This window comes from Comamonas testosteroni ATCC 11996 (genome assembly GCF_000241525.1).
Lineage (GTDB): Bacteria > Pseudomonadota > Gammaproteobacteria > Burkholderiales > Burkholderiaceae_C > Comamonas > Comamonas testosteroni.
Genome location: NZ_AHIL01000002.1, coordinates 505,091 through 529,626, shown reverse-complemented (window position 1 = coordinate 529,626; position 24,536 = coordinate 505,091). Strand labels below are relative to the sequence as shown.

Genomic DNA, 24,536 nt, shown 5'->3' with positions numbered 1-24,536 from the left:
TCCGGAAAAGACCGCGCCTGCGGCTTCTGCGGCAGACGGATTTCAGGAACGGATTTCGCCGTCGCCCAAGACCACGTATTTGAGCGAAGTCAGGCCCTCGATGCCTACCGGTCCGCGCGCATGGAACTTGTCGGTGCTGATGCCGATCTCGGCGCCGAGTCCGAACTCGAAGCCATCGGCAAAGCGGGTGCTGGTATTGACCATGACGCTGGCCGAATCGACCTCGCGCAGGAATTTCTGTGCGTGCAGGTGATTGGTCGTCAGAATCGACTCCGTATGGTGGCTGGAGTACTTGTTGATGTGGGCAATGGCCTCGTCCACACCATCCACCAGCTTCACGCTGATGATGGGCGCCAGGTATTCCTCGTACCAGTCCTGCTCCACCGCCTGGGCCAGCTTGGCATCCTTGACGGTCTGCAAGATGGCCAGCGCCTCGGCATCGCAGCGCATCTCCACGCCCTTGGCGGCATAGACGGCACCGATCCTGGGCAGGAACTCTGCAGCCACGGCGCGCGCCACCAGCAGGCTTTCGCTGGCGTTGCAGGGGCTGTACTTGTTGGTCTTGGCGTTGTCGGTCACCTTCACGGCCATGGCGATGTCGCAGGGGTCATCCACATAGGTGTGGCAATTGCCGTCCAGATGCTTGATGACGGGCACCTTGGCTTCGCGGCTGATGCGCTCGATCAGGCCCTTGCCGCCACGGGGAATAATGACGTCCACATAGTCGGGCATGGTGATGAGCTGGCCCACGGCGTCGCGGTCGGTGGTCTCCACGAGCTTGACACCGTCTTCGGGCAGACCAGCCTCGGCCAGCGCCTGGGCCACCAGCCTGGCCAGCGCCTTGTTGGAGTCAATCGCCTCCGAGCCGCCACGCAAGATGCAGGCATTGCCGCTCTTGATCGAGAGGCTGGCCGCTTCGATGGTCACATTCGGGCGGCTTTCATAAATCATGCCGAACACGCCCAGGGGCACACGCATCTGGCCCACGCGGATACCGCTGGGCATTTGCTTGAGGCCACTGATCTCGCCAATCACATCGGGCATGGCAGCCAGCTGCTCGCAGCCTTCGGCGCAGGTCTCCAGCACCTTGGGCGTCAGTCGCAGCCTGTCGACCATGGGCGCCGACAGGCCATTGGCCACGGCACGCTCCAGATCGCGGGCATTGTCGATCTGCAGCGGCTCGACGTTCTCGCGCAGCAGACGGGCCAGCGCCTTGAGTGCTTTGTTTTTAGTAGCTGCAGACGCACGCGCCATCAGCGCAGAGGCAGCTTTTGCCTGTACACCGAGGTTGTGCATGTATTCGACGGTATTGAGCGCGTTCATGGCGTGATTTTCGCCGAGATAAGCAAGTTGCGCAGACAAGCCCGACCATGAGGGGGTTTATGACCCTTCGGACACCTACACTCGGCCTCTGAATCGCAAGGAGACTTATGAGCCACAACACCACCGCGCTGCAGGAAAGCGCCCACCAGCTCCAGCAACTGCGCAGCGGATTCGAGCAGCTCGCCCACTCGCAGATCAGCGCCAGCGCCCTCGGCCAGCAGGCACGCGCAGCAACCACATTGCTGCAGGCACTGCCGCCGCGCTATGGCGAGGTGCTGCTCAACCTGCTGGACCGGCTCGAATCCAGCGCGCTGTTCACCGAGGAAAGCTGCTCCTTCAGCCAGAAGGATCTGCTGGACAATCTGCGCATGTGGGCCGACAAGGCCCAAGCCCAGCTCGCGGCTAACCCCGGCTGAGCCGAAAATTAGCGCCCGGCCTGGGCCAACTGCATGGCCAGCTGCCGCAGGGCCTGCCAGCTGTCGCGCGGCCAGCCCTCGCTGGGCAAGCCTTTGACAATGCCATCCACGGCATGGGCAGCCTGCAGCAAATCGGCCGCGCGCGCATCACTGACACGCGGCAGCAGCCGCTCCATCAGCCTCTCCTTGGGGCCCCAGATGCGATTTTCGCGCAGCGCCATGGGCAGAGGCTTGCCGCCCGCCATGGCATCCTTCACGCGCTTGATGTTGCGAATGTCCTCGGCCAGTGCCCAATGCACCAGCACCTCGGCCTCGCCTTCGGCCTGCAGGCCGTCCAGCATGCGTATGCTGCGCGCCACCTGGCCCGAGAGCACGGCCTCGGACAGCTTGAACACGTCATAGCGCGCCACATTGAGCACGGCCTGCTCCACCTGTGCCAGACTCAGCTCGCCCTCGGGGTGGAGCAGGGCCAGTTTCTGAATTTCCTGATGCGCGGCCAGCAGATTGCCTTCCACGCGGTCGGCAAAGAACTGCAGCGTACGCTGGCCCTCTTCACCTGCCGCCACACGCTGATTCTGCAGCGCCAGACGCTGGGCAATCCAGTGCGGCAGCGCACCGCGCTCCACCGGGTCGACCTGGATCGAGACACCGTTGCCGTCCAGCGCCCCAAACCAGGCCCCGGTCTTGGTGGCCTTGTCCAGGCGCGGCAGACTGATCAGCGTCAGCGTGCTGTCGTTTCCCTGGGCACTGCTGGCCAGTTGCTGCAGCGCAGCACTGCCGTCCTTGCCGGGTTTTCCGCTGGGGATGCGAATTTCCAGAATCTGCTTGTCCGCAAACAGGCTCAGGCTGCCACCTGCCGCCAGCACGCCGCTCCAGTCAAAGTGCGCGCCCATGACGGTATAGCTGCTGCGCTCGGTATAGCCCTGAGCACGCGCTGCTGCACGAATCGCATCGGCCGCTTCCTGCTGCTGCAACGGCTCGTCGCCATGCAGCACATAGAGCGAGCGCAAGCCCTTGGCCAGATGGGAGGAAAGCTGGTTCAGCGCAAGCTGCATGGACAATGGTTTTCTATAAAAAATATCTGAAACGCCCTGATTTCAAGCGCCTGCAGCTATCAAATTCACCTGGGTACGCTGACGACTCGCGGCCTCCGCTCGGGGGCGGCACAAGCGCCGCCCCGCCGCGCAGCGACTCAGGCAATGGCTTACGACACCTGCATGCTCTTCACTGCGCCGAGGCGGCGAATGATCTGCTGGACGATGTCGTTGCGCATATCCTTGTTCAGCATTTCCTCTTCTGCAGCTTTAGACAAGGCATTGGTTTCGTTATAGGTCACGTTGCGGATCTGGCGAATTTCGACCGGCTCGATCAGCGCATCGCCGCCGGACGTGCGCAGCGAGAAGCGCACAATCAGGCGCAGCTCGATTTCACGCACCTGGCCGGCCACGTTGGAGCCGATGATCACGCGCTGGGCCTGCTCGCTGATGATCTGGCAGATCACTTCGGCCGTATCGGGCGAAGCCGGGTCCTTGATCACTGTCAGCTTGTCGCTGGCCGACTCCAGACTGCGACGCAGCAAAGTGCCCACGGGCGCACCACGCCCCGCCTGCACGTAAATGGAGCGAAACACAAAATCCGGCGCACCGCGCAGGCGAAAGCCGCAGGCTCCCAGCAAAGGCGTCAAGGCCATCGCGGCCAGCAGCGTACGTTTTTGCATCAACTGTCCTTTTATCTTCAACCCGAGCAGCGAATTCGCCGCCCCGCTGCGAGCACCGCCTCTTGCACCAGGGATAGCAAGCAAGGGCAGCCCCGCAGCGAGGCTATCGTCCCCCTTGGGGGAAGGCGCGAAGCGCCTCAGGGGGAGTTATTTACACCACGATATTCACCAGACGACCCGGCACCACGATGATCTTCTTGGGCTCGCGGCCTTCGGCAAACTTCTGGTACTCCTCATTGGCCAGCGCCGCAGCCTCGATGGCCGCCTTGTCGGCTGTGGCGGACACCAGGATCGCACCGCGCAGCTTGCCGTTGACCTGCAGTACCAGCGAGATCTCGTCCTGCACCAGAGCCTTGGGGTCGACCTGCGGCCAGGGTGCGTCGAGCAGATCGCCCAGGTGGTTGGCATAGCCCAGCTCGCTCCACAGCACATGCGCCAGGTGGGGCGTTGCAGGGTAGAGCACACGCAGCAGAATGCCGAAGCCTTCGATCAGCGCCACCTTGGCACCGGTGTCATCCAGGGACTTGAAGTCTTCCAGCGCATTGATCATCTTCATCGCGCCGGAAACCACGGTGTTGTACTGCATGCGCGAGTAGTCGTACTCGACCTGCTTGAGCACGTTGTGGATTTCCAGACGCAGGGCCTTGGCCGCCTTGCCGAATTCCACATCGTCCAGCGACTTGGCACCGGCCACGCCCTGCACCGCGGAAGCCATGTCCATGCCTGTCAGCTTGGCGCCGAAGTTGTAGACGCGACGCAGGAAGCGATAGCTGCCTTCCACGGCGGCGTCGTTCCACTCCAGCGTCAGCTCGGGCGGCGACGTGAACATGGTGTACAGACGTGCGGTGTCGGCGCCGTACTTTTCGATCAGATCCTGCGGGTCCACGCCATTGTTCTTGGACTTGGACATGGTGCCCACGCCCTCGTAGTCGATGGCGGTGCCCACGGGCAGCAGGCCGTCGGCGCTGTCCACTTCGACCTTCAGCTTGGCGCCGATGATCTTGCCGGAGTCGTCGAACACATGCTCCACATCCTTGGGCCAGAAGTATTCCTTGGCGCCCTTGGCCGTGCGACGGCTGTAGATGTGATTGAGCACCATGCCCTGCGTCAGCAGCTTGGTGAAGGGCTCGTCGATCTTGACCAGGCCCAGGTCGCGCATGACCTTGGTCCAGAAGCGCGCGTACAGCAGGTGCAGGATGGCGTGTTCCACGCCACCGATGTACTGGTCCATGGGCATCCAGTAGTCGGCGCCATCGGCCACCATCTGCTCGCTGTTCTTGGCGTCGCAGTAGCGCATGAAGTACCAGGACGAATCCACAAAGGTGTCCATGGTGTCGGTTTCACGGCGGGCAGACTTGCCGCAGCAGGGACAAACCACGCCGGCGTGGAAGGCCTCGGACTTGACCAGTGGATTGCCGGAGCCATCAGGCACCAGATCCTGGGGCAGGACCACGGGCAGGTCCTTCTCGGGCACGGGCTGAGGGCCGCAATCGGCGCAATGAATGATGGGGATGGGGGTGCCCCAGTAGCGCTGACGGCTGATACCCCAGTCGCGCAGACGCCAGGTGGTCTTGAGCTCGCCCAGGCCCTTGTCGCCCACGATCTTGGCCACGGCCTGCACCGCATCCTTGTGGTTCAGACCGTCGAGATCGCCGGAGTTGATCAGTACGCCGCGCTCCTTGTCGCCATACCAGTCGCTCCACTGCTTGTCGTCATAAGCGGCCTGGCCTTCCACGGCCACTACCTGCTTGATGGGCAGGCCGTACTTGTTGGCGAAGGCGAAATCGCGTTCGTCGTGGGCGGGCACGCCCATCACGGCGCCGTCGCCATAGCTCATCAGCACATAGTTGCCAATCCACACCTCGACCTGTGCGCCGGTGATGGGATGGGTGACGAACAGGCCCGTGGGCTTGCCTTCCTTTTCCTTGACGGCCAGTTCGGCCTCTGTCGTGCCACCCTTTTTGCATTCTTCAATGAAGGCAGCCAGTTCGGGCTTGTCGGCAGCGGCATGCAGTGCCAGGGGATGCTCAGGCGCCACGGCGCAGAAGGTCACGCCCATGATGGTGTCGGCACGCGTGGTGAAGACATACATCTTGCCGTCCTGGATCAGCTGGCCGTCAGTCCCCTTGATGTCATGGGTGAACGCAAAGCGCACGCCCGCAGACTTGCCGATCCAGTTTTCCTGCATCAGGCGCACCTTGTCGGGCCAGCCGTTCAGAGTGGCCTTCTCGTTGCCGACCTGCACATGGTCGAGCAGCTCCTGGGCGTAGTTGGTGATGGCCAGGTAGTAACCAGGGATCTCGCGCTTTTCCACCAGAGCGCCAGTGCGCCAGCCGCGGCCGTCGATGACCTGCTCGTTGGCCAGCACGGTCTGATCCACCGGGTCCCAGTTCACCACCTGGGTCTTGCGATAGGCAATGCCTTTTTCCAGCATCTTGAGGAACAGCCACTGGTTCCACTTGTAGTACTCGGGGTCGCAGGTGGCGACCTCGCGGCTCCAGTCGATGGCCAGGCCCATGGCCTGCATCTGCTTTTTCATGTACGCGATGTTCTCGTACGTCCACTTGGCAGGCGGCACCTTGTTCTTCAGCGCAGCGTTCTCGGCAGGCAGTCCGAAGGCGTCCCAGCCCATGGGCATGAGGACGTTGTAGCCCTTCATGCGCAGCTGGCGCGTGAGCATGTCGTTGATGGTGTAGTTGCGCACATGCCCCATGTGCAGCTTGCCGCTGGGATAGGGCAGCATGGAGCAGGCGTAGTACTTGGGCTTGCTGCCGTCTTCGGTGACGCGGTAGGCGTCCTTGGCTTGCCAGTGGTCTTGCGCGGCGCGCTCGACCTCGATGTGGTTGAATTTTTCTTGCATGGTGCAGTGCAGTGGCCGCCAGCCCCACTTGGGACCCGGCAAGGTAGAAATCTGAAATCAGCAGGGATTTTAGGCTGCCCGACCGCTTGCGCCGTTTTAGCCCCGCATGACCGCAGAACCCGCTGCGCCATCCCTGCGGCCTTCCTGCACACCACGCTGGGAAATACGGCTTTGCGTAAGCTAGTGGTTGTTCACACATTGCTGAACTTTTTGCACGCCTGCCGGTCTGACCGGCCTGTTTCCGTGCCCGACGCCATCGCCTGCCTTCTGCCCGAAGTTGCCAGACTTGCGCTCCTGCCCCGGTCCATTCTTCTGAGGAGCTGCTCTTGCTTTCCCGCTGGTCTTTTGTTTCTGACTGGAATCCCGCCATGCAAATGCTGGCCTCGCTCTGCGTCCTGGCCCTGACCGCTCTTGTGGCCGGCTGGCTGACCCAGTGGCTGGGGCTCAAGGTCTTTCGCCGTATGCGCGACACCCTCAGGACCGGCTGGGCCCAGATCCTCATGCACGACAAGGTGCTGCGCCGCCTGGCCAAGGTCGTGCCCTCTCTGATCGTGCAGTTCGGCGTCCAGGGAGTGCCGCATCTGGAGCCGCGCTGGACCACGCTGATCACCAATGTGGCGGTGGCCTTCACGCTCTACCACCTGGCACGCGTGCTGTGCGATCTGCTCAATGCCACGAACGAGGCCCATGAACGCGACGAGGCACGCAAGGCAGCCGTCCAGACCCACTCCATCAAGAGCTATGTGCAACTGGGAAAGCTGCTGGTCTGCAGCTTTGCCGTGGTGCTCATCGTGGCCACGCTGATGGACCGCTCGCCCCTGCTGCTGCTCTCGGGCCTGGGCGCCATGTCGGCCGTGCTGATGCTGGTGTTCAAGGACACCATCCTCTCCTTTGTCGCAGGCGTTCAGCTCGGCAGCAACGACATGCTGCGCGTGGGCGACTGGATAGAGATGCCCCAGGTCGGCGCCGATGGCTTCGTGACCGATATCGCGCTCAATACCGTCAAGGTGCAGAACTGGGACAAGACCATCACCACCATCCCCACCTGGCGGCTGATGACGGACAGCTTCAAGAACTGGCGCGGCATGTTCGACTCGGGCGGACGCCGCATCATGCGCTCGCTGAACCTGGACGCCAACACCGTGCATCTGCTCTCGCCCGAGGAGCGCGCCGGCATGGGCCATATCGCCCTGCTGCAACCCTACTGGAGTGAACGCGACGGCCTGCAGGCCATGCCGGGCGCGGCCGAGGCCGCCATGCCAACCCAGGCCATCGCCGCCCACCAGGTGACGAATCTGGCCGCCTTCAAGGCCTATGCCTACGCCTATCTCATGGGCCACCCGCGCATTGGCAAAGGCCCGGGCATGTTCCTCATGGTGCGCACCATGGAGACATCGCCCACGGGGCTGCCGCTGCAGCTGTTCTGCTACACCAACACCACCGTCTGGGTGGAGTACGAAGGCATACAGGGCGAGATCTTCGACCATCTGATCGGCGTGCTGCCACAGTTCGGGCTGACGCTGTACCAGCGTTCGTCGGACTACGGCACGCACTATCCGCCCGCCCGTACCGATGTAGTAGCCCGTTAATACCCGCGGCGCCGCTTGCCTGTCCACAATGGTTTGACACTTCAACAGGAGACTGACCATGGCAGGCAAGAAGATTTTGATGATTTGCGGCGACTACTGCGAGGACTATGAAACCATGGTCCCGTTCCAGGCCCTGCTGGCCGTGGGCCATACCGTGCACGCCGTCTGCCCCGACAAAAAGGCCGGCGACCAGATCAAGACCGCCATCCACGACTTCGAAGGCGCACAGACCTATAGCGAAAAGCCCGGCCACAACTTCACGCTCAACGCCACGTTTGCCGATGTGAAGCCCGAGCAGTACGACGCACTGGTCATCCCCGGCGGCCGCGGCCCCGAGTATCTGCGCGGCTATGAAAGCGTGCGCGCGGCCGTACGTCACTTCTTCGACACCAACAAGCCCGTGGCCGCCGTCTGCCACGGCGCGCAGTTGCTGGCCGGCGCCGGCGTGCTCAAGGGCCGCACCTGCTCGGCCTATCCCGCCTGCCGCGCCGAGGTGGAGCTGGCCGGCGGCAGCTATGCCGACATTCCCGTCGACCAGGCCCATACCGAAGGCAATCTGGTCAGCGCCCCGGCATGGCCCGCCCATCCGGCCTGGATCGCCCAGTTTCTCGCGCTGCTGGGCACGAAGATTTCACACTGAAATCGGCCTCCAGCGCTCTCCTATCAAGCGCAGCAAGCTATCAATTCAAGAGTTCTCCTCTTGACGCCGCAGTCACCGGGCCACACCATGGCCCGGTTTTGTTTTGGAGAGTCGCGCCATGTGCCAGGTCTTTATCAGCGCCGATCCCCAGCTCTGGGCCCACCGTGCCCGCTCTATCCGGCTGCATGGAGTCGCCACCAGCATCCGGCTGGAAAACCTGTTCTGGCAGGTACTCGAAGAGATCGCCGCGCGGGACGGCTATACCGTGCCCCAGCTCTGCACCAAGCTCTACGACGAACTGCTGGCCGAGCGCAAAGCGGTGGACAACTTCAGCTCTTTTCTGCGCGTGTGCTGCACCCGCTATCTGGCGTTGCAGCTGTCGGGCGATATTCCGCAGGACATGGGCATACCGATTCGCTCGCTGGGCAATGCCTCGTCACCCCAGTCCGCCGGCCCGCAACTGACACACTGAGGCTCAGCCCAGATATACGGCCTCGAACCGAAGCAGCACACGCCCCTCGGCATCGCTGAGCACCAGTTTCTGCCCCTGCACGGCGTAGCTGCGGACCTGGGCCAGGGTTGCCAGCAGCAGCTGCTCCCGGCGCATACCCTGCACACAGGCCATGCGGGTGCCGCCCACGGCCGAAAAACGCAGCCAACGCCCGTCCAGGCTGTAGCTGCCGCGCAGGCGATTGCAGCCGCCCGCGCCATGAAAACGGCCGCTGCCGGTCTCCAGCACCAGATGCGGCTCGGGCTGATTGTCATAGGCGCTGACATGCGGGCCGTCACCCAGCTGCACCAGCTTCCAATAGGTATTGAGCAGCGGTGCGGGCTCTGCGGTCATGGCCTCGGATTCGCTCACGCCTGCGGATGGCTGGACCTCGGCCGCACAGCCCGTCAGCGCCCACAGCATCCCCAGAGCAGCCAGCGCCGGGCGAAGAAAGCCGCCGAAAGTAGATGTGACATGCATGGCCAAACGTATCGATAGATAAAACAGCCTGAAACGCTTATTGCAAAAGCGCTGGCTTCTTCTTAAGGAAGCTTTACATACCAGGAGCACCTGGCAATCCCGCATAGTAATGACCGGCGGTCATGCCGCCATCCACGACGATTTCTGCACCCGCCATATAGGAGGACTCGTCGCTGGCCAGAAACAGCGTGGCCGCCGCCACTTCAGCAGGATCGCCCACGCGCTGCAGCGCGATGTTGGCAAAGCCTTGATTGACCTCTTCACGCGCGCGCTGGCCAGGGTTGCCCATGGCGGTGTCTACGCCGCCCGGGTGCACGGAATTCACGCGCACGCCGCGATGACCGAGCTCCATGGCCGCCACCTTGGTCAGTCCGCGCACACCCCATTTGCTCGAGGCATAGGCCGCCAGGCCATTCGCGCCCTTCATGCCATCGACGGAAGAGAGGTTGATGATAGAGCCGCGCCCACGCTCGATCATGCCCGGAGCCACGGCCTTGATACCCAGGAATTCGCCCACCAGATTGACCTTGAGCACGCGTTCGTAGTCCGCCAGCGAAGTATCGAGCAAGGTCCGGAACATCAGCACGCCCGCGTTGTTGACCAGCACATCAATGGCGCCAAGATCCTGCTGCGCCTGCTCCATCAGCCCGGCCCAGGATTCCTCGCTCGTCACATCATGGTGATAAAAGCGCGCGGCATCGCCAAGCTCGGCGGCCAGCGCCTGGCCTTCAACATCCAGCATATCGGCCACCGCAACCTTGGCGCCCTCCTGCACAAACAGGCGGCAGGTAGCCGCCCCCATGCCACGCGCACCGCCGGTGATGATGGCGACCTTGCCAGCCAATCGGTTCATGGATATGCCTCCTCGGTGGCAAGCCGGCATCTCGTTGCGCCGCTGCCTTGTCATGAATGAAAAGCCCGCAGCCTTGTGCGGCGCAGGCTTTTTGATTATTGCGGCACAAGGCCGCGCGACACCGGGAAAATACAGCGGGGAAATGCTTAGGCCAAATAGGGCTGGACATTCACGTCCACCTGCCCATCCAGGCGCACAAAGCCGCAGGCGGCGGCATTGCTGCAGCACCAGGCGACCTGCCTGCCCGGCCAGTGGCTCGCGCTGCAGAGCAGCTTGCGCAGCGGCCACATTCCGGCACCTTATCGTGGGCCTGGCAAGCGCAAGCACCGAAGGCCCGCCCGCCAGCCCTAGAAGTGCGGCGAGCGCAACACGCCCAGCCGCACCGTCAACAGCAGCGCCAGCCCCAGATACAAAAACAGGCCATTAAAGGCCACTGAAAAGATCTGATCCATCACGACTCTCACTCAACGCAAGCAGCAAAAACTGGCGTGCTCCATGCGCGTACCCGCCGCCGCGCAGCGAAGCTGTCGTCCCCCTCCCATAGCGCGAAGCGCGTAGAGAGAGGGGCGCCCGGCCAGGGGGAAGGCGCGGGGCCGCCCAGGCAAAGCGCCTCAGGGGGAGCCTTCAATTCAGCGCCATGCTCAGCCTGCGGCGATAGCTGTTGACCAGCGCCGTCGCCTCGTCCTGCTCGGCGCTGTTCTTGCCCAGCAACTCGATGCCGCCGCTGGTCTTGCCGGGCACGGCGTCCTGCTTCTTGGGCTTGGGCGGGGTCAGCAGCTCCAGCACGCCGACAATGAGCTTGCGCGCCGCCTGATCGTTCCAGGTCTTGTCGCGCATGATGATTTCCAGCATTTCGTCCATGGCATCGGTCCACTGGCTGTGGGCCAGCAGCGCGCGCGCACGGCCAAAGCGGGCGTCGAAGTCGCGCTTGTTGGCGGCGATGGCGGCGTCGTACTTGGCCACGTCGGCATTGTCGTCCTGCACGGCGAATTCCAGCGCCTTGAGCCACTGGTTCAGCGCTTCGAAGCGCAGCGGCTGGGGAATGCGCTTGATGGGTTCGGCCAGCAGGGCCGCAGCTTCCTCGAAGCTGCCGGTAGCGATCAGCAGGCGCACATAGTCAAAGCGCGCATCGTCGTTGGCCGGGTCGGCCGCCAGCGCATCGGCCAGCTTCTGCAGCGCCGCCTGGGTGTCGCCGGACTCCAGCAGGGCCTGGGCTTCGTCGGCGTCAGCCTCGGCCGCCAGCTCGCCCTCGGAAGGCAGATGCTTGTCCAGGAACTCGCGCAGCTTGCCCTCGGGCTGGGCGCCCATGAAGCCGTCCACGGGCTTGCCGCCGATCATCAGCACGCAGGTCGGGATGGAGCGGATGCCGAACATGCTGGCCAGCTGCTGCTCCTGATCGGAGTCGATCTTGACCAGCTTGAAGCGACCTTCATAGGCGACTTCCAGCTTTTCCAGCACCGGACCCAGCGTCTTGCAGGGGCCGCACCAAGGCGCCCAGAAGTCCACCAGCACGGGCACGGCCATGGAGGCGGCTACGACTTCGGCTTCAAAATTCTCGAGGGTGACGTCAATCATGTGATTCCCAATGCTTGTGCGCTGCCACGCGGGCAGCGGCGCTGAAAAGTCTGCGAACCGGCCACTCCAGCAGAGTGCCCACCGCGCGATGCTGCGATTCTCCACGCAAATGCGCGAGCGCAAGCCATAGACCAGAACGGACCGGGTCTTTGCTACTCAGATGGGAGCAGTCTGCGCATGTTTCAAGGTCGATTCAAGGTGTTTTATGCCGACAATCGATGAACGGCATGCGCAAGCAGCTACGGTTTCAAGAGTAACCGCCCCGCAACCTCGCTCGCCCCTGGGCTATATTGCTTGCGAACCAAGGAGCGCAGACTTGATTGAAGTTTCACAACTGGTGTTTGAATATCCGGGCCACCGCGCCCTCGACGGCGTGAGCCTGTCCATCGCTGCGGGCAGCGTGACGGCACTCGTCGGCCCCAACGGCGCCGGCAAATCCACGCTGATGCGCTGCATCGCCGGCCTCGAGCAGCCGCTGTCTGGCCATATCCGTGTCAAAGGCCTGTCGGTCGAGGAGCAGCCGCGCGAGGTGCACCGCCACCTGGGCTATCTCTCGGATTTCTACGGCCTGTACGACCGGCTCAGCGTGATGCGCTGCCTGCAGTACTCGGCCCTGTCCATGGGCGTTGCGCCCGGTGATGTGGATGTCCGCGTACGGCAGGTGGCCCAGCAACTGGGCCTGACGGAGCTGCTGCACCGCCACCCGACCGAGCTCTCGCGCGGCCAGCGCCAGCGGGTGGCGATCGGCCAGGCCATCGTCCACCAGCCCGGCGTGCTGCTGCTCGACGAGCCGGCCAGCGGCCTGGATCCCGATGCGCGCAGCAGCCTCTCGACGCTGTTTCGCCAGCTTCAGGCCCAGGGCATGACGCTGATCGTCTCCAGCCACATCCTCAGCGAACTGGACGAGTACTGCACCCATATCCTGAGCATCCGCGACGGCCGCATCGAAAGCCATGAGGCACTGCAAAACGCCCACGGCCCGGGCCAGCCCGTCGCAGTTGGCCAGCAACCCCAGCTCTATACGCTGGAAGTGGCCATGGAGCAAAGCGAAGGCCTTGAGGCCCGCCTGCGTCAGGCCTTGCTGAGCACCTCGGTGCAGGACTTCGACACCACGGGCCGCCGCCCGATCCAGCTCTGGCTGCCGGCCGCCGCCAGCGCTCGCGCCCAATGGCTGGCCCAGCTGGTGCAGGCCGGCATTCCCGTCGCCGCGCTGTACCCGGTGCGCGAGCGGCTGCAGGACCGCTATGCCCGCACAGCCCAGGCCCGCGATACTGAAAGTCAGGAGCAAGCATGAGCCAACGCAACCCCGAATTCCAGCGCCAGCTCTGGCTGAACTGGCGCCCCTCGCTGCTGGCCTGGAGCCTGGGCCTGAGCCTGCTCATTCTGGCCCTGCCCTTCGCCCTGTCCTCTGCCAAGGGACTGCCCGGCACCCTGAGCATGACCGCCATTGCCGGCCTGTACCTGGCTGCCATCATCTATGGCAGCGTGCTGGCCGGGCGCAGCCTGGCCGAGGAAGCCAGCCAGAACACCTGGGACTGGCAACGTCTGTCCGTGCTCACGCCCTGGCAGATGGCCTGGGGAAAGCTGCTGGGCGCAACCTTGCCTGCCTGGCTCTATGTGCTGTGGTTTGCGCTGGCCGTAGCGGGTGTGACCCATTTCTGGGCGCTGGAGCCCCTGAAGTTGCAACACACGATTGGCCTGGCCGTGATCTGGGGCCTGGGCCTGCAGACCTGGGCCATGAACTCCGTGCTCATGAGCTGGGGACTGAGAGACAGGCCCATCAATCGCCGGCGAGCGGCACTGCTGCCTTTGCTGATCCTGTTCTTCGCCCCCGGCCCCTTTATCGACCATGTCTACAAAGGCATGGTGGACGTCGACGCCGAGCCGGTGTTCTGGTGGGGCCTGAATGTGGGCGGCCTGGGGCTGGCCTATCTGGCCGGAACCCTGGTGCTGGGCCTGGGGCTACTGGCCCTGTGGCGCCAGCTTTGCACCCGGCTCGATGTACGCACCCTGCCCTGGGCCTGGCCTCTGGGCCTGGCGCTGACTGGATTTTTCGCAGCCGGCTCGCTCAATCTGGGCATTGCCGAATTTTTCAGCAGCACCGCCTGGATCGCGCTGATCGGCACCGCCTATGTCGCCCTGCAGCATATGGACCAGCATCTGCGCGCCTGGCGCCAGGTTCAATGGTCGGCCTCGCGCCAGCGCTGGCGCGAGGCGCTGGAGGCACTGCCGCTGTGGCCGGTCAGCCTGCTGCTGGGCTTTGCCATGGCCTTGCTGCTGCTGTTCGCCCCCCAGTCACTTGAGGCGGCCATCAGCGGCAAGCTCAACAGCTTTACCTTCTATCTGTGCCTGCATCTGCTGCGCGACTGCCTGCTGCTGACCGGCTTCGCCCTGCTGGCGGGCAAGCTCAAGTCCCCCCTGGCCTCGTTTGTCATCGCCTGGCTGATCCTCAACATCGCCGCGCCGCTGCTGGCCTATGGCATGGGCGGCCATACGGGTGCCATGTTTGTTCAGCCCGTGGTGGCCATGTGGATGAGCTCGCCGGACGGCATAGAGCAAGCCGGCGCCTGGCTCAGCTATGTGCCCTGGGCCTCTCTGAGCCTGCAGATCCTGGTCACGCTGGCCTGGGTCATCCATGTTTTCAGGGACCGCGTGCTGGGCTTTGCACGCGATAACGCGGCGGCCCACATTCGGGGGTCATAGTTGCTTTGCCCGGACGGCTATGCCCCACAGCCGGCCGGCAATGCAGCGAAACCGTAAAATCAGGGGTTCCACTAGGCCGGGCGGCAGCGCCCTGAAGAACATGAACCCCATCCAAGTTGGCGTGGTCATGGGTTCCAGCAGCGACTGGGACACCATGCAGCACGCAGTTGCCATCCTCCAGCAATTCGGTATCGCTTTTGAAGCGCAGGTCGTATCGGCCCACCGCATGCCGGACGACATGTTCCGCTTTGCCGAAGCTGCGGCCGACCGAGGCCTCAAGGCCATCATTGCAGGCGCCGGCGGTGCTGCCCACCTGCCCGGCATGATTGCCGCCAAGACCACCGTGCCGGTGCTGGGCGTGCCTGTGGCCAGCCGTCACCTGCAGGGTGTGGATTCGCTGCATTCCATCGTGCAGATGCCCAAGGGCGTGCCCGTGGCCACCTTTGCCATCGGCAATGCCGGTGCTGCCAATGCGGCCCTGTTTGCCGTGGCCCTGCTGGCAAATGAAGACGCAGAGCTGCGCAAAAAGCTCGAAGCCTTCCGCGCCGAGCAGACCGAAGCCGCCCGCAATATGACGCTGCCGGTGAACGCATGAGCAAAGACACCGATGTGATCCTGCCCGGCGCGACGCTGGGCGTGCTCGGCGGCGGTCAGCTGGGCCGCATGTTTGCCCATGCCGCACAGGCCATGGGCTATTTCACCGCCGTGCTGGACAAGGACGAGACCAGCCCCGCCGGCCTGGTCAGCCACCAGCATTTGCGCACCGGCTACGAAGACCCCCAGGGTCTGGCCGAGCTGGCCAGACTCTGCGCGGCCGTGACCACCGAGTTCGAGAACGTGCCCGCCGGCTCGCTGAACAAGCTGGCCGAGAGCCTGCCCGTATCGCCCGCCGGCTCGGCCGTGGCGATCGCCCAGGACCGCGCTGCCGAAAAAGCCCACTTCGTGAAGTGCGGCGTCCCCTGCGCCCCCTATGCCGTGATCGAGACGGCCGAGCAACTGGCGGCCGTCAACGATGCGCTGCTGCCCGGCATTCTCAAGACTGCACGCATGGGCTATGACGGCAAGGGCCAGATCCGCGTCAAGACCCGCGAGGAGCTGGTCAAGGCCTGGAGCGAGCTCAAGCAGGTGGCCTGCGTGCTCGAAAAAATGCTGCCGCTGGCGCATGAATGCTCGGTCATCGTGGCGCGCGGCCGCAATGGCGACATCGTCAACCTGCCCGTGCAGCGCAATCTGCACCGCGACGGCATTCTGGCCGTGACCGAGGTCTACGAAGGCAACGTGCCCGCAGCGCAGGCAGAGCAAGCGGTAGCCGCTGCAAAGTCCGTAGCTATCGGCCTCGACTACGTGGGCGTGCTCTGTGTGGAATTCTTTGTGCTGGACAACGGCCAGCTGGTGGTCAACGAGATCGCCCCGCGCCCGCACAACAGCGGCCACTACAGCCAGAACGCGATGGATGTGTCGCAGTTCGAGCTGCAAGTGCGCTGCATGACCAATCTGCCCCTGGTGCAGCCGCGCCAGCACAGCGCCACCGTCATGCTCAACCTGCTGGGCGATCTGTGGTTCAAGGACGGCGAAACCGCCAAGGCTCCGGCCTGGGATCAGATCCTGGCCCTGCCCGGTGCCCACCTGCATCTGTATGGCAAGGTCGATGCCAAGCCGGCCCGCAAGATGGGCCACTTGAACATCACCGCGGCCAGCCCCGAAAAAGCGCGTGAAACCGCTTTGAAGGCCGCTGAAATCCTCGGCATTGAAGCGTTCTGATAACACCCCCTGAGCGGCTTTGCCTAGGCGGCCCCGCCGCTTCCCCCTCTCTCGCTACGCGGGAGGGGGACGACGCCCTCGCTGCGGGGCGGCCCTTGCTCGGCGTCCTTCGCTGATGCTCTGCAAGCGCAAAAGCACCGCACAAACGGCGGCGCAGTGCATGAAAGAGGAATTGAAATGATCTTGGATGGAACGCTGGAAGCCTCGGTGCAAGCCGCTGCGGTTGCGCTGCAGCAAGGCCGGCTGCTGGGCCTGCCCACCGAGACGGTCTATGGGCTGGCCGCAGACAGCGACAACGACGCCGCCGTGGCGCAGATCTTTGCTGCCAAGGGCCGCCCGGCCAACCACCCGCTGATCGTGCATGTGGCCGACGCCGCCGCCATCACCCGCTACGCCAAGGAAGTCCCGGTCTTTGCCCAGCAACTGATCGACGCGTTCTGGCCCGGCCCGCTGACCCTGATCCTGCCGCGCCTGCCGCATGCCGCCAAGGCATCGACCGGCGGTCAGGACAGCGTGGGTCTGCGCTGCCCGTCCCACCCCGTGGCCCATGCGGTGCTGCAGGCCTGCCAGCAGCTCGATCCGCCAGTCTGGGGCGTCTCGGCCCCCAGCGCCAACAAGTTCGGCCGCGTCAGCCCCACCACGGCCGAGCATGTGGCCACCGAGTTTGGCGAGGAACTGCTGGTGCTCGATGGCGGTGCCTGCGAAGTGGGGATTGAGTCCACCATCGTCGACTGCACGCGCGGCGTGCCCGTGCTGCTGCGCCCCGGCGCCATCACGCGTGACGATATAGCGCACGCCTGCGGCCAGCGACCGCTCTCGAAAGAAGAGCTTTCTGCCAACACCCCGCGGGCGTCTGGCACGCTTTTGGCACACTATGCACCCAATGCCAAGGTGCGACTCATGGATGCCAGGCAGCTGCAATCGGCCCTCGATATTCTGGGCAGCGAGGGCAAGAATATTGCGGTCTATCACCGCAGCCCCTTGAAGTGCACGGCCAAAGGCATCGCGCTGCGGGCCATGCCCCAGCAAGCGCTGGCCACGGCCCGCGAACTGTTTGGCACGCTGCGCGACTTCGACGAAACCGGTGCCCAGCTGATCTGGATCGAAACCCCGCCCGACACTGCCGACTGGGAAGGCGTGCGCGACCGCCTGCAGCGTGCAGCGGCTGCGGGCTGAGAGGCCTCTTAGCTGATTTTTAAGTAAAGATACAAATTTTTATTCGTTTTCTTTATTAGACACCTTCTCTAACCTTGTTTGCTTCAACAGCAACTTCAAAGGTTAGAACCATGGGAACCCGTCGCGACGCGCTTGGAAAGCTTCTGTCCATCAGTGCTGCATCCCTGGGCTTGGCGGCTTGCTCGCGCTCCGACAACCAGGCCAGCAGCGAAACCACCCGCACGGCACAAAATGGCAAGGTCGTTCCCTTCAACTATCCCGATAACCCCTCTTTCGACCTGATCTATCTGGCCGACAGACTGGGCTACTTCGACGGGACCTCCACCCGCCCCAACTACGTGGGCAAGATTGCCGCCCCTCAGATCATTCCGCTGGTCGGCACGGGCGACATCCATTTCGGCTCGCGCATGGTGCCGCTGGTGATTTCGGCCATTGCGGCCGGAGCCGACATGAAGGTGATTGCCGCCGGCAGCAAGACGCTGCAGGAGGCACCGCATATGAAGTACTTCGTGCGCAAGGATTCAGGCATTCGCACGCCCAGGGATCTGGAAGGCAAGACCATAGGCTTCAACAGCTTCGGCGCCTGCGCCGAGTTTGTCTCCAAGACCTATTTCCGCGAGCACGGCGCCGATGTCAATAAGATCAACTTCCTGGTCGTTCCTGACAACCAGGGCGAGCAGGCCGTGATCGGCCGCAATGTGGATCTGGCCATCATCCACCCACCCCATTCCGGCGGTGCCGAGGCCAACCCCGAGCTGCAGCGTCTGTGGACCGACTACGACCTGGACCGCGGCCTGGGCGGCATGGCCCCCTACAGCGTCAACGGCAAGTTTGCGCGCGAGAACCCGCAGGCCGTGCGCGATGTGGTCACCGCCATCGCCAAGGCCGGCAACTGGGTCAACGCCAACACCGACGAAGCGCGCCGCTACACGGCCGAGCGCCTGGGCATGGAGCTCAAGCATGTGGAGCGCTATGCCTATGTGGACGACCAGATCATCACCGAGCCGCCCATCCAGTACTACATCGACGTGCTGGAGCGCGAAGGCAAGCTGCAGCCGGGCAAGGTGGCCGTCAAGGATGTGTACACCAACGAGTTCAACCCCTTTGCCAAGGGAGCGGCGACATGAGCACGGCCCTCGACGACTCTGGCTCCGCCATCAAGATCCGGGCACGCGATGTGCGCATGGATTTCGCCATTGCCGACGAGCGCGGCCGCAAGCAGCAGATCGCCGCCCTGCAGGACTTCAATCTCGATATCCGTGAAGGCGAGTTCTTCACCCTCCTCGGCCCTTCAGGCTGCGGCAAGTCCACGTTTCTCAATGTGCTGGCCGGGCTGGCGCGCAAGAGCGGCGGCAGCATCAGCATCGACGGCCAGCCGGCCAGCGGCATCAACCGCGAGCAGGGCGTGGTGTTCCAGGGCTATGCGCTGTTTCCGTGGCGCACCGTGCTTCAGAACATCGAGGTCGGGCTGGAGATCCGCAAGATTCCCAAACGCGAGCGCCGGGAGACTGCCGAGCAGTTTCTGCACCTGGTGGGCCTGGCCGGCTTCGGCCAGCGCTACCCGCACGAACTCTCGGGCGGGATGCGTCAGCGCGTGGCCATCGCCCGCTCCCTGGCCTATTCACCCAGCCTGCTGCTGATGGACGAACCGTTTGCCGCCCTGGATGCCCAGACACGCGAAATCCTGCAGTCCGAGCTGCTGCGCATCTGGGAGCAGCACAAGACCACCATCGTCTTCATCACCCACAGCCTCGATGAAGCCATCTATCTGTCGGACCGCATCGCCGTCATGACGCACCGACCCGGTCGCATCAAATCCGTTCTGGACATAGCGCTGCCGCGTCCGCGCCCCGCCGAGATACGCCACGCCCCGGCCTTTGTGCAGCTGCGCGAACAGGCCTGGGATGTGCTGCGCGACGAAGTCGCCTTTGCCAGCGGCCACCGCCAGCAACCGCTGGCACCGCTGCTGCCCACCGCCCCTGATTTCAGCCTGGCCTTGCGAGGATTTGCCATATGAGCCAACTGGCCGCACCCCCATCCCGGCGCCCCGCCAAGCCGGTGTCGCTGCTTTCCTCCCGGCAACTCGGGCTCCAATGGCTGGAGCGCTCGGCCTGCGTGCTGCTGTTCTTTGCCATCTGGGAATTCCTGCCGCGCGCGGGACTGGTCAATTCGGCCTTTCTCAGCCCGCCATCCGCGGTGCTGGCGGCCATCGTCCAACTGGCGCAGTCTGGCCAGCTGGGCAAACACGTGGCTGCCAGCCTGCAGCGCTCGCTGGCAGGGCTGATTCTGGCCGTCGTGGCAGGCGTGGCGCTGGGCCTGCTGATGGGCGTGGTGCGCCGCTTCGAAGCCTTTGTCGACCCCTTGCTGCAGCTGTTCCGCCAGGTCTCTGCCCTGGCGCTGTTTCCGGTCTTTCTGCTGTTCTTCGGCATCGGCGAGGCGTCCAAGATCGCCATCATCTTCTGGGCCGCCTTCTGGCCGGTGCTGCTCAACACCATCAGCGGCGTCAAGCAGGTGGAAAAGCTGCTGATTCATTCGGCGCTGTCCATGGGGGCCTCGCGCGGCTTCATCTTCTTCAAGGTCATCCTGCCGGCGGCGGCACCGTCCATCTTCACGGGCATCCGACTGGCGGGAGCCTATTCGATCACCGCGTTGGTCGCTGCCGAGATGATCGGCTCGCATGCAGGCCTGGGCTTTCTCACGCTGAACTCTCAGGAAATCTTCCAGATCCCCAGCATGTACGCGGGCATCGTGCTGCTGGCCATTCTGGGCCTGGCTCTCAACTATGGGCTGGCCTTGCTGGAAAAGCGCCTGACGCGCTGGCGCAGCGGACTGGAATTTCATGAGTAGCGCCACGCAATCCTGGCGACGCCTGGCGATTGCCGGCACCGCGCTGGCAGCCGCTGCCGCAGGGGCTGGCGTGCTGTGGCCGGCACTGCCGGATCTCGGCGGCACGGAGGCTGCAGGCCCGGTGCTGCAACAGGCCCGGCGCCAGGGCGTGCTCCATGTGGCCCTGCGCAGCTATGCACGCCCTTCCCTGCCCGGCGACCCCCTGCCGCCAGAGCCCGATGTCTACGACCAGGCCCTTGCAGACTGGCTGGGCCGGCAACTGGGCACCAGCGTCAAAATCGCCCCCGCAAGCGATGCAGACCTGGTGCTCGAAGGCATGGCGCCGCAGGACAGCCCGGCCACTGCCGATCGCCAGACCGGCGGCAGCTATATGCCGCAGAGCCTGCAACTGCTGGTGCTCAAGCAGCAGGCCTCCCTCTGGAGCCGCCATGCCCCCGGCCACTGGAGTTCCTGGCTGCCGCATGTGGCGCTAAAGGCCGCCCCCAAACCCACGGCCTGCGTCGCCACGGGTCAGGCCTCTGCCAGCACCTTGCAGGCCCAGGGCCTGCAGCCTCTTTTCGCGCCCTCCAGCGTTCATGCAGTCAGCGATTTCCTGGCCGGCAAATGCCATGTTCTGGCCGAGTCGCCCGAGGTCATCACGCGCCTGCTGCAACAGGACAGCTGGCGCTTCTACACCCGTCTGGGCAACCGCTTTCGCACCACGGATCAGGCCCATATCCGCCTGGCCAAGGCCGATGCGCAGTCCACCCGCTGGCTGCAGAACGCCGTCCAGCAGTGGCAGCGTAGCGGTCTGCAGCAACGTGCGCAGGACAACCGCGTCAGCACGATTGCTCTGGAAGCTTCCTTGCTGGAAGACGGTGCCATCTGCCACTGAGCTTCCGCCTCTTTTCCGCCCTCCACCTTCTTGACCATGTTCTCCAGTCACTTCAACGATGTACTCGGCGCCCTGGAAAAAACCGCCGTCGCGCGCGACCGCCAGGGCGGTCATGCGGCAGCGGAAAAAGCCTTGCTGCGCGATGCCGGCCTGCTGCGCCTGGCGATTCCCCGCGAGCATGGCGGCGATGCCCTGAACTGGCCCGACATCTACCGCCATGTCCGGGCCCTGGCCGCAGTCGACAGCGCCCTGGCCCATGTGCTGGCGTTTCACCAGCTCCAGGTCGCCACCGTGCTGATCTATGGCTCGCGCCAGCAGCAGCGCCTCTGGCTGCGCCGCACCATCGACGAGAAGGGCTGGTGGGGCAATGCACTGAACCCGCGCGACACGCGTCTGCAGGCCCTGCCCCGCAGCTCGGAGCTGGCCGGCGGCTATGTGCTCGACGGCCTGAAAGGCTTTTGCTCGGGCACACGCGGCTCTCATTACCTGACGGTATCGGCCAGCGTCGCAGGCCATGCACAGCCCGTTCTGGGCCTGCTTGAGACCGCTTCGCCCGGCATTGCCATCAAGGACGACTGGAACCCCATGGGCCAGCGTCAGACCGACAGTGGCTCGGTGCAGTTCAATCGCGTGCAGCTTCCCGCCAGCGCCGTCATGCGCGACGAAAGCGCCGAGGTCACGGCCTTTCATACGCTGCGCAACTGCCTGGCGCAGCTGGTGCTGGTCAATCTGTTTGTCGGCGTGGCCCAGGGCGCGCGCCGACAGGCACGCGACTACGCGCGCGAGCATGGCCGGCCCTGGGTGGGCTCGGCGGTGGAGCGCGCCACCGATGATCCCTATCTGCTGCGCCGCATGGGCGAGATGCAGGCCCAGATTTCGGGAGCCGCCCTGATGGCCGACCACGGGGCAGAGCTGCTGCAAAAAGCCTGGGAGCACGGCCCTGGGCTGAGCGCGGCGGAGCGCGCCGAGGTCGCCATCGCCGTCTTTGAAGCCAAGGTCATGGCGCATCGCTGCACCCTGTTCGCCACCCAGGAAATGTTCGATGTGGTGGGCTCACGCGGCACCCATGCCGACCTGGGCTTCGACCGTTTCTGGCGCAATGTGCGCACCCATACCCTGCACGATCCGCTGGACTACAAGCTCCAGGCCCTGGGCCGCTGGGCCGTGCATGGCGAAGAGCCTTCGGCGCAGCACTACAACTGAAGCCGCAGCCAAAAAGAAAAATCCGGGACCCGCCCGGATTTTTCGTGTCGGCCGTACAGCCTCAGAAGCGGTAGCCTATGGCCATGGAAAACACATCGGGATTGAGCCTGACGCTGATGCTCTGGCCCGAAGACAGGTGGATCTTGGTCTTCAGAAAGCTCTTGGAGTAGGACGCATCCACAAACCAGCGCTCGTTGAAGTTGTAGACAAAACCCAGCTGGGCCAGCGCACCGAACTTGTCGTCGAGCTCGGCGGTGGTCGGATTCGCCTGGGTGCCCCCTGTCAGGCCGTTGAGCGTGGCCGTGGTCTTTTCTCCATAGAAATGAGCATAGGTCACACCAACGCCCAGATAGGGGCGAAACGCTGCCTTGGCCTCGTTGAAGCGGTACTGCAGCATCAGCGTGGCCGGAATGGCTTTGGTGCTGCCCAGCTTGCCCACGCCGGCAATCGCGCCGGCTCCCGACAGGTCATGCTTGAAGGGCGTGGCCAGAGGCACGTCCAGCGCCAGATTGTCGGTCACCATATAGGTGATGCCGCCGCCCAGCTGGGTATTGCTGCCGGCATCGACTTTGGTGTTGGGAAAGGATGGCGCCGACAGATTGCCGCTGTTCACATCGGGCGACAGATGGGTCACGCCCACACGCGCCATCCAGCTTCCGGCCGATTGGGCGCTGGCCAGGCCGCAGGCCGCCAGCGCAGCAGCGGCTGCAATGATCCGCACAGAAATTTTCATGGTTTTATCTCCTTGTTATTGAGGTGCGGACGGATTTACAGCCAGCCCTTCTGGGCCAGAGAGCGGGAAACCAGCTGGCTCATTTGCTGATGGCCGTAAGGCGTGGGATGGAAGCTGTCGGCAAAGACATGGTGCTGCCACCAGTCAGGGCTGGATTTGCCCGGTGCAGCACTCAAGGCCGCTGCCGTGCAGGTGGGGAAGGTATAGGTGGGCAGGCCGCTTGCGTCCACGCCAGTGATCGGGCAGACCGGGTCCTTCACGTTGTCGAAGTCGTACTGGGCCGGGTTGCTGATCTGGCTCTTGAACTCGGTGTAGAAATCGACCACGACCACCTGGGACTGGCCTGCCAGGCTGGCAGCCAGCTGGTTGTTGAAGACCTGTACCAGGGCATCGAACGATGCTTCCTGCTTGGCGGCCACAGCAGCCCCCTGATCCCCGCCGCCTGCGGCCTGGGCAATGCTGGCCAGAACCATCTGGAAGCGCGGTGTCTTGGTGATGGCGGGAACATTCAGCACGGCCACACGCGTGGCGCCCTTGGCGACCACATTCTGCGCAATGGAGCCGGCCAGAGTCTTGGCCAGGGTCTGCAGATAAGCGCCGGCCGCCAGACCTGCAAACTTGGTGGCATCGCCTCCGGCCTGCGTCATCAGGGCCGTGGAAGTACCGGGAGCCTTGGAATCCAGCCAGGCCACCATGGCGTTCAGCGGCTGCGAATTGCCCTTGGCCGCAGCAATCAGCGCCCCGATCACATCGGCTGCATCGTTGGCACCACCATCAATGATGACGAGGTCATCAGCAGTGAAACCGGCCTTGGATGCGACCTGGATCTGAACCAGAACCGACTTGGGCGATGTCGGCGCATCCAGCGGGTTCACGCGGCCACCACCCACTGCGTAGTTGGTGCAGGTGGCGACTTCCTGATAAGTCGTGAGATTTTCGTCACCGGCACGAAAGTGGGCGCACAAGCTCTGGCTGAACTGGTCAGCAATGCGCTCAGGCCAGATCATGGTCGAGCCAGCACCGGTGAGCGCCGAGCCCTGTACCGTGAACTTGAAGCCGAAGGTGCCGCTGTCCGAGAGGCTGTCGCCCATGACCTTGACCGAGGTGACCTTGGCCTTGGGGGTGGTATCGGCTCCGCCTCCGCCGCCGCAGGCCGCCAGCAGGCCCACCGTTGCCATTGCAGCCGCCAAGAGTTTGAGTTTGCTTGCCAAGATGATGTTCTCCTGAGGTGTTGTGAATCGCACGGTCGTGCTTTTTTCCTCAGCGTCATCCTAGCGACACTCATCCAAGCGTTGT

The 24,536-nt window shown here is 64.0% G+C and carries 24 protein-coding genes; 14 read left to right on the top strand and 10 right to left on the bottom strand.

Features of this window, described 5'->3' with window-relative positions; genetic code table 11:
• Window positions 1–42: 42 nt before the first annotated feature.
• Entirely contained in the window at window positions 43–1,323 is a 1,281-nt protein-coding gene (locus tag CTATCC11996_RS02350) for a glutamate-5-semialdehyde dehydrogenase (protein ID WP_003072582.1), read from the bottom strand.
• Window positions 1,324–1,430: 107 nt separating this feature from the next.
• On the opposite strand from CTATCC11996_RS02350, the gene CTATCC11996_RS02345 reads away from it, so the two are divergent.
• On the top strand, window positions 1,431–1,739 hold the full coding sequence (locus tag CTATCC11996_RS02345) for a hypothetical protein (RefSeq protein ID WP_003072580.1): 309 nt from the start codon (window positions 1,431–1,433) through the stop codon (window positions 1,737–1,739).
• Between the two features lie 8 nt (window positions 1,740–1,747).
• Here CTATCC11996_RS02345 and holA read toward each other — a convergent pair whose 3' ends face one another.
• The 3 genes from holA to leuS form a co-directional block, all read right to left on the bottom strand.
• The gene (holA, locus tag CTATCC11996_RS02340) at window positions 1,748–2,794 is read right to left on the bottom strand and encodes a DNA polymerase III subunit delta (RefSeq protein WP_003072579.1); all 1,047 of its coding nucleotides are present in this window, start codon (window positions 2,792–2,794) and stop codon (window positions 1,748–1,750) included.
• A 149-nt stretch (window positions 2,795–2,943) separates the two neighbouring features.
• Window positions 2,944–3,456 (bottom strand): LPS-assembly lipoprotein LptE, encoded by a 513-nt coding sequence (locus CTATCC11996_RS02335; RefSeq protein WP_003072577.1) that lies wholly within the window; start codon window positions 3,454–3,456, stop codon window positions 2,944–2,946.
• 151 nt (window positions 3,457–3,607) lie between these two features.
• Window positions 3,608–6,316, bottom strand: coding sequence for a leucine--tRNA ligase (gene leuS, locus CTATCC11996_RS02330; RefSeq protein WP_003072575.1), 2,709 nt, complete (start codon window positions 6,314–6,316; stop codon window positions 3,608–3,610).
• 368 nt (window positions 6,317–6,684) lie between these two features.
• Here leuS and CTATCC11996_RS02325 point away from each other — a divergent pair, with 368 nt between their 5' ends.
• From CTATCC11996_RS02325 to CTATCC11996_RS02315, 3 genes are all read left to right on the top strand, one after another.
• Window positions 6,685–7,905 (top strand): mechanosensitive ion channel family protein, encoded by a 1,221-nt coding sequence (locus tag CTATCC11996_RS02325; protein WP_003072573.1) that lies wholly within the window; start codon window positions 6,685–6,687, stop codon window positions 7,903–7,905.
• Window positions 7,906–7,963: 58 nt separating this feature from the next.
• Window positions 7,964–8,545 (top strand): DJ-1/PfpI family protein, encoded by a 582-nt coding sequence (locus tag CTATCC11996_RS02320; protein WP_003060496.1) that lies wholly within the window; start codon window positions 7,964–7,966, stop codon window positions 8,543–8,545.
• 118 nt (window positions 8,546–8,663) lie between these two features.
• Window positions 8,664–9,017 carry a ribbon-helix-helix domain-containing protein gene (locus tag CTATCC11996_RS02315; protein WP_003072571.1) on the top strand — a complete coding sequence of 118 codons (354 nt, stop codon included), beginning with the start codon at window positions 8,664–8,666 and terminating at the stop codon, window positions 9,015–9,017.
• Between the two features lie 3 nt (window positions 9,018–9,020).
• Here CTATCC11996_RS02315 and CTATCC11996_RS02310 read toward each other — a convergent pair whose 3' ends face one another.
• From CTATCC11996_RS02310 to trxA, 4 genes are all read right to left on the bottom strand, one after another.
• Window positions 9,021–9,515 carry an META domain-containing protein gene (locus CTATCC11996_RS02310; protein WP_003072569.1) on the bottom strand — a complete coding sequence of 165 codons (495 nt, stop codon included), beginning with the start codon at window positions 9,513–9,515 and terminating at the stop codon, window positions 9,021–9,023.
• A 73-nt stretch (window positions 9,516–9,588) separates the two neighbouring features.
• The gene (locus tag CTATCC11996_RS02305) at window positions 9,589–10,368 is read right to left on the bottom strand and encodes a glucose 1-dehydrogenase (RefSeq protein ID WP_003072567.1); all 780 of its coding nucleotides are present in this window, start codon (window positions 10,366–10,368) and stop codon (window positions 9,589–9,591) included.
• Window positions 10,369–10,514: 146 nt separating this feature from the next.
• Window positions 10,515–10,658 (bottom strand): hypothetical protein, encoded by a 144-nt coding sequence (locus tag CTATCC11996_RS25675; protein WP_003072565.1) that lies wholly within the window; start codon window positions 10,656–10,658, stop codon window positions 10,515–10,517.
• A gap of 334 nt (window positions 10,659–10,992) precedes the next feature.
• Complete coding sequence (gene trxA, locus CTATCC11996_RS02300) at window positions 10,993–11,943, bottom strand: thioredoxin (RefSeq protein ID WP_003072561.1); 951 nt, start codon at window positions 11,941–11,943, stop codon at window positions 10,993–10,995.
• Between the two features lie 316 nt (window positions 11,944–12,259).
• On the opposite strand from trxA, the gene CTATCC11996_RS02295 reads away from it, so the two are divergent.
• The 10 genes from CTATCC11996_RS02295 (at window position 12,260) to CTATCC11996_RS02250 (ending at window position 22,507) form a co-directional block, all read left to right on the top strand.
• Window positions 12,260–13,237, top strand: coding sequence for an ABC transporter ATP-binding protein (locus CTATCC11996_RS02295; RefSeq protein ID WP_003072559.1), 978 nt, complete (start codon window positions 12,260–12,262; stop codon window positions 13,235–13,237).
• Entirely contained in the window at window positions 13,234–14,646 is a 1,413-nt protein-coding gene (locus tag CTATCC11996_RS02290) for a hypothetical protein (protein ID WP_003072558.1), read from the top strand. The genes CTATCC11996_RS02295 and CTATCC11996_RS02290 overlap by 4 nt, the downstream gene beginning before the upstream one ends.
• Before the next feature lie 100 nt (window positions 14,647–14,746).
• Complete coding sequence (gene purE, locus CTATCC11996_RS02285; RefSeq protein ID WP_003072555.1) at window positions 14,747–15,241, top strand: 5-(carboxyamino)imidazole ribonucleotide mutase; 495 nt, start codon at window positions 14,747–14,749, stop codon at window positions 15,239–15,241.
• On the top strand, window positions 15,238–16,407 hold the full coding sequence (locus CTATCC11996_RS02280) for a 5-(carboxyamino)imidazole ribonucleotide synthase (protein ID WP_003072553.1): 1,170 nt from the start codon (window positions 15,238–15,240) through the stop codon (window positions 16,405–16,407). Before purE ends, CTATCC11996_RS02280 begins: the two co-directional genes overlap by 4 nt.
• A gap of 177 nt (window positions 16,408–16,584) precedes the next feature.
• Window positions 16,585–17,583, top strand: a complete 999-nt coding sequence (locus CTATCC11996_RS02275) for an L-threonylcarbamoyladenylate synthase (protein ID WP_003072552.1) — start codon at window positions 16,585–16,587, stop codon at window positions 17,581–17,583.
• Window positions 17,584–17,693: 110 nt separating this feature from the next.
• Complete coding sequence (locus tag CTATCC11996_RS02270; protein ID WP_003072550.1) at window positions 17,694–18,710, top strand: ABC transporter substrate-binding protein; 1,017 nt, start codon at window positions 17,694–17,696, stop codon at window positions 18,708–18,710.
• Window positions 18,707–19,600: an ABC transporter ATP-binding protein gene (locus CTATCC11996_RS02265; protein WP_003072548.1), complete on the top strand. Its 894-nt coding sequence runs from the start codon at window positions 18,707–18,709 to the stop codon at window positions 19,598–19,600. Before CTATCC11996_RS02270 ends, CTATCC11996_RS02265 begins: the two co-directional genes overlap by 4 nt.
• Window positions 19,597–20,430 carry an ABC transporter permease gene (locus CTATCC11996_RS02260; protein ID WP_003072547.1) on the top strand — a complete coding sequence of 278 codons (834 nt, stop codon included), beginning with the start codon at window positions 19,597–19,599 and terminating at the stop codon, window positions 20,428–20,430. The genes CTATCC11996_RS02265 and CTATCC11996_RS02260 overlap by 4 nt, the downstream gene beginning before the upstream one ends.
• On the top strand, window positions 20,423–21,304 hold the full coding sequence (locus CTATCC11996_RS02255) for a hypothetical protein (RefSeq protein ID WP_003072545.1): 882 nt from the start codon (window positions 20,423–20,425) through the stop codon (window positions 21,302–21,304). The genes CTATCC11996_RS02260 and CTATCC11996_RS02255 overlap by 8 nt, the downstream gene beginning before the upstream one ends.
• A 36-nt stretch (window positions 21,305–21,340) precedes the next feature.
• Window positions 21,341–22,507 (top strand): acyl-CoA dehydrogenase family protein, encoded by a 1,167-nt coding sequence (locus CTATCC11996_RS02250; protein ID WP_003072543.1) that lies wholly within the window; start codon window positions 21,341–21,343, stop codon window positions 22,505–22,507.
• Window positions 22,508–22,568: 61 nt separating this feature from the next.
• On the opposite strand, the gene CTATCC11996_RS02245 is transcribed toward CTATCC11996_RS02250, so the two are convergent.
• Together CTATCC11996_RS02245 and CTATCC11996_RS02240 are read right to left on the bottom strand one after the other, a co-directional pair.
• Window positions 22,569–23,240: an OmpW/AlkL family protein gene (locus tag CTATCC11996_RS02245; protein WP_003072542.1), complete on the bottom strand. Its 672-nt coding sequence runs from the start codon at window positions 23,238–23,240 to the stop codon at window positions 22,569–22,571.
• A 35-nt stretch (window positions 23,241–23,275) separates the two neighbouring features.
• The gene (locus tag CTATCC11996_RS02240) at window positions 23,276–24,451 is read right to left on the bottom strand and encodes an SGNH/GDSL hydrolase family protein (protein ID WP_034347980.1); all 1,176 of its coding nucleotides are present in this window, start codon (window positions 24,449–24,451) and stop codon (window positions 23,276–23,278) included.
• Window positions 24,452–24,536: the final 85 nt, after the last annotated feature.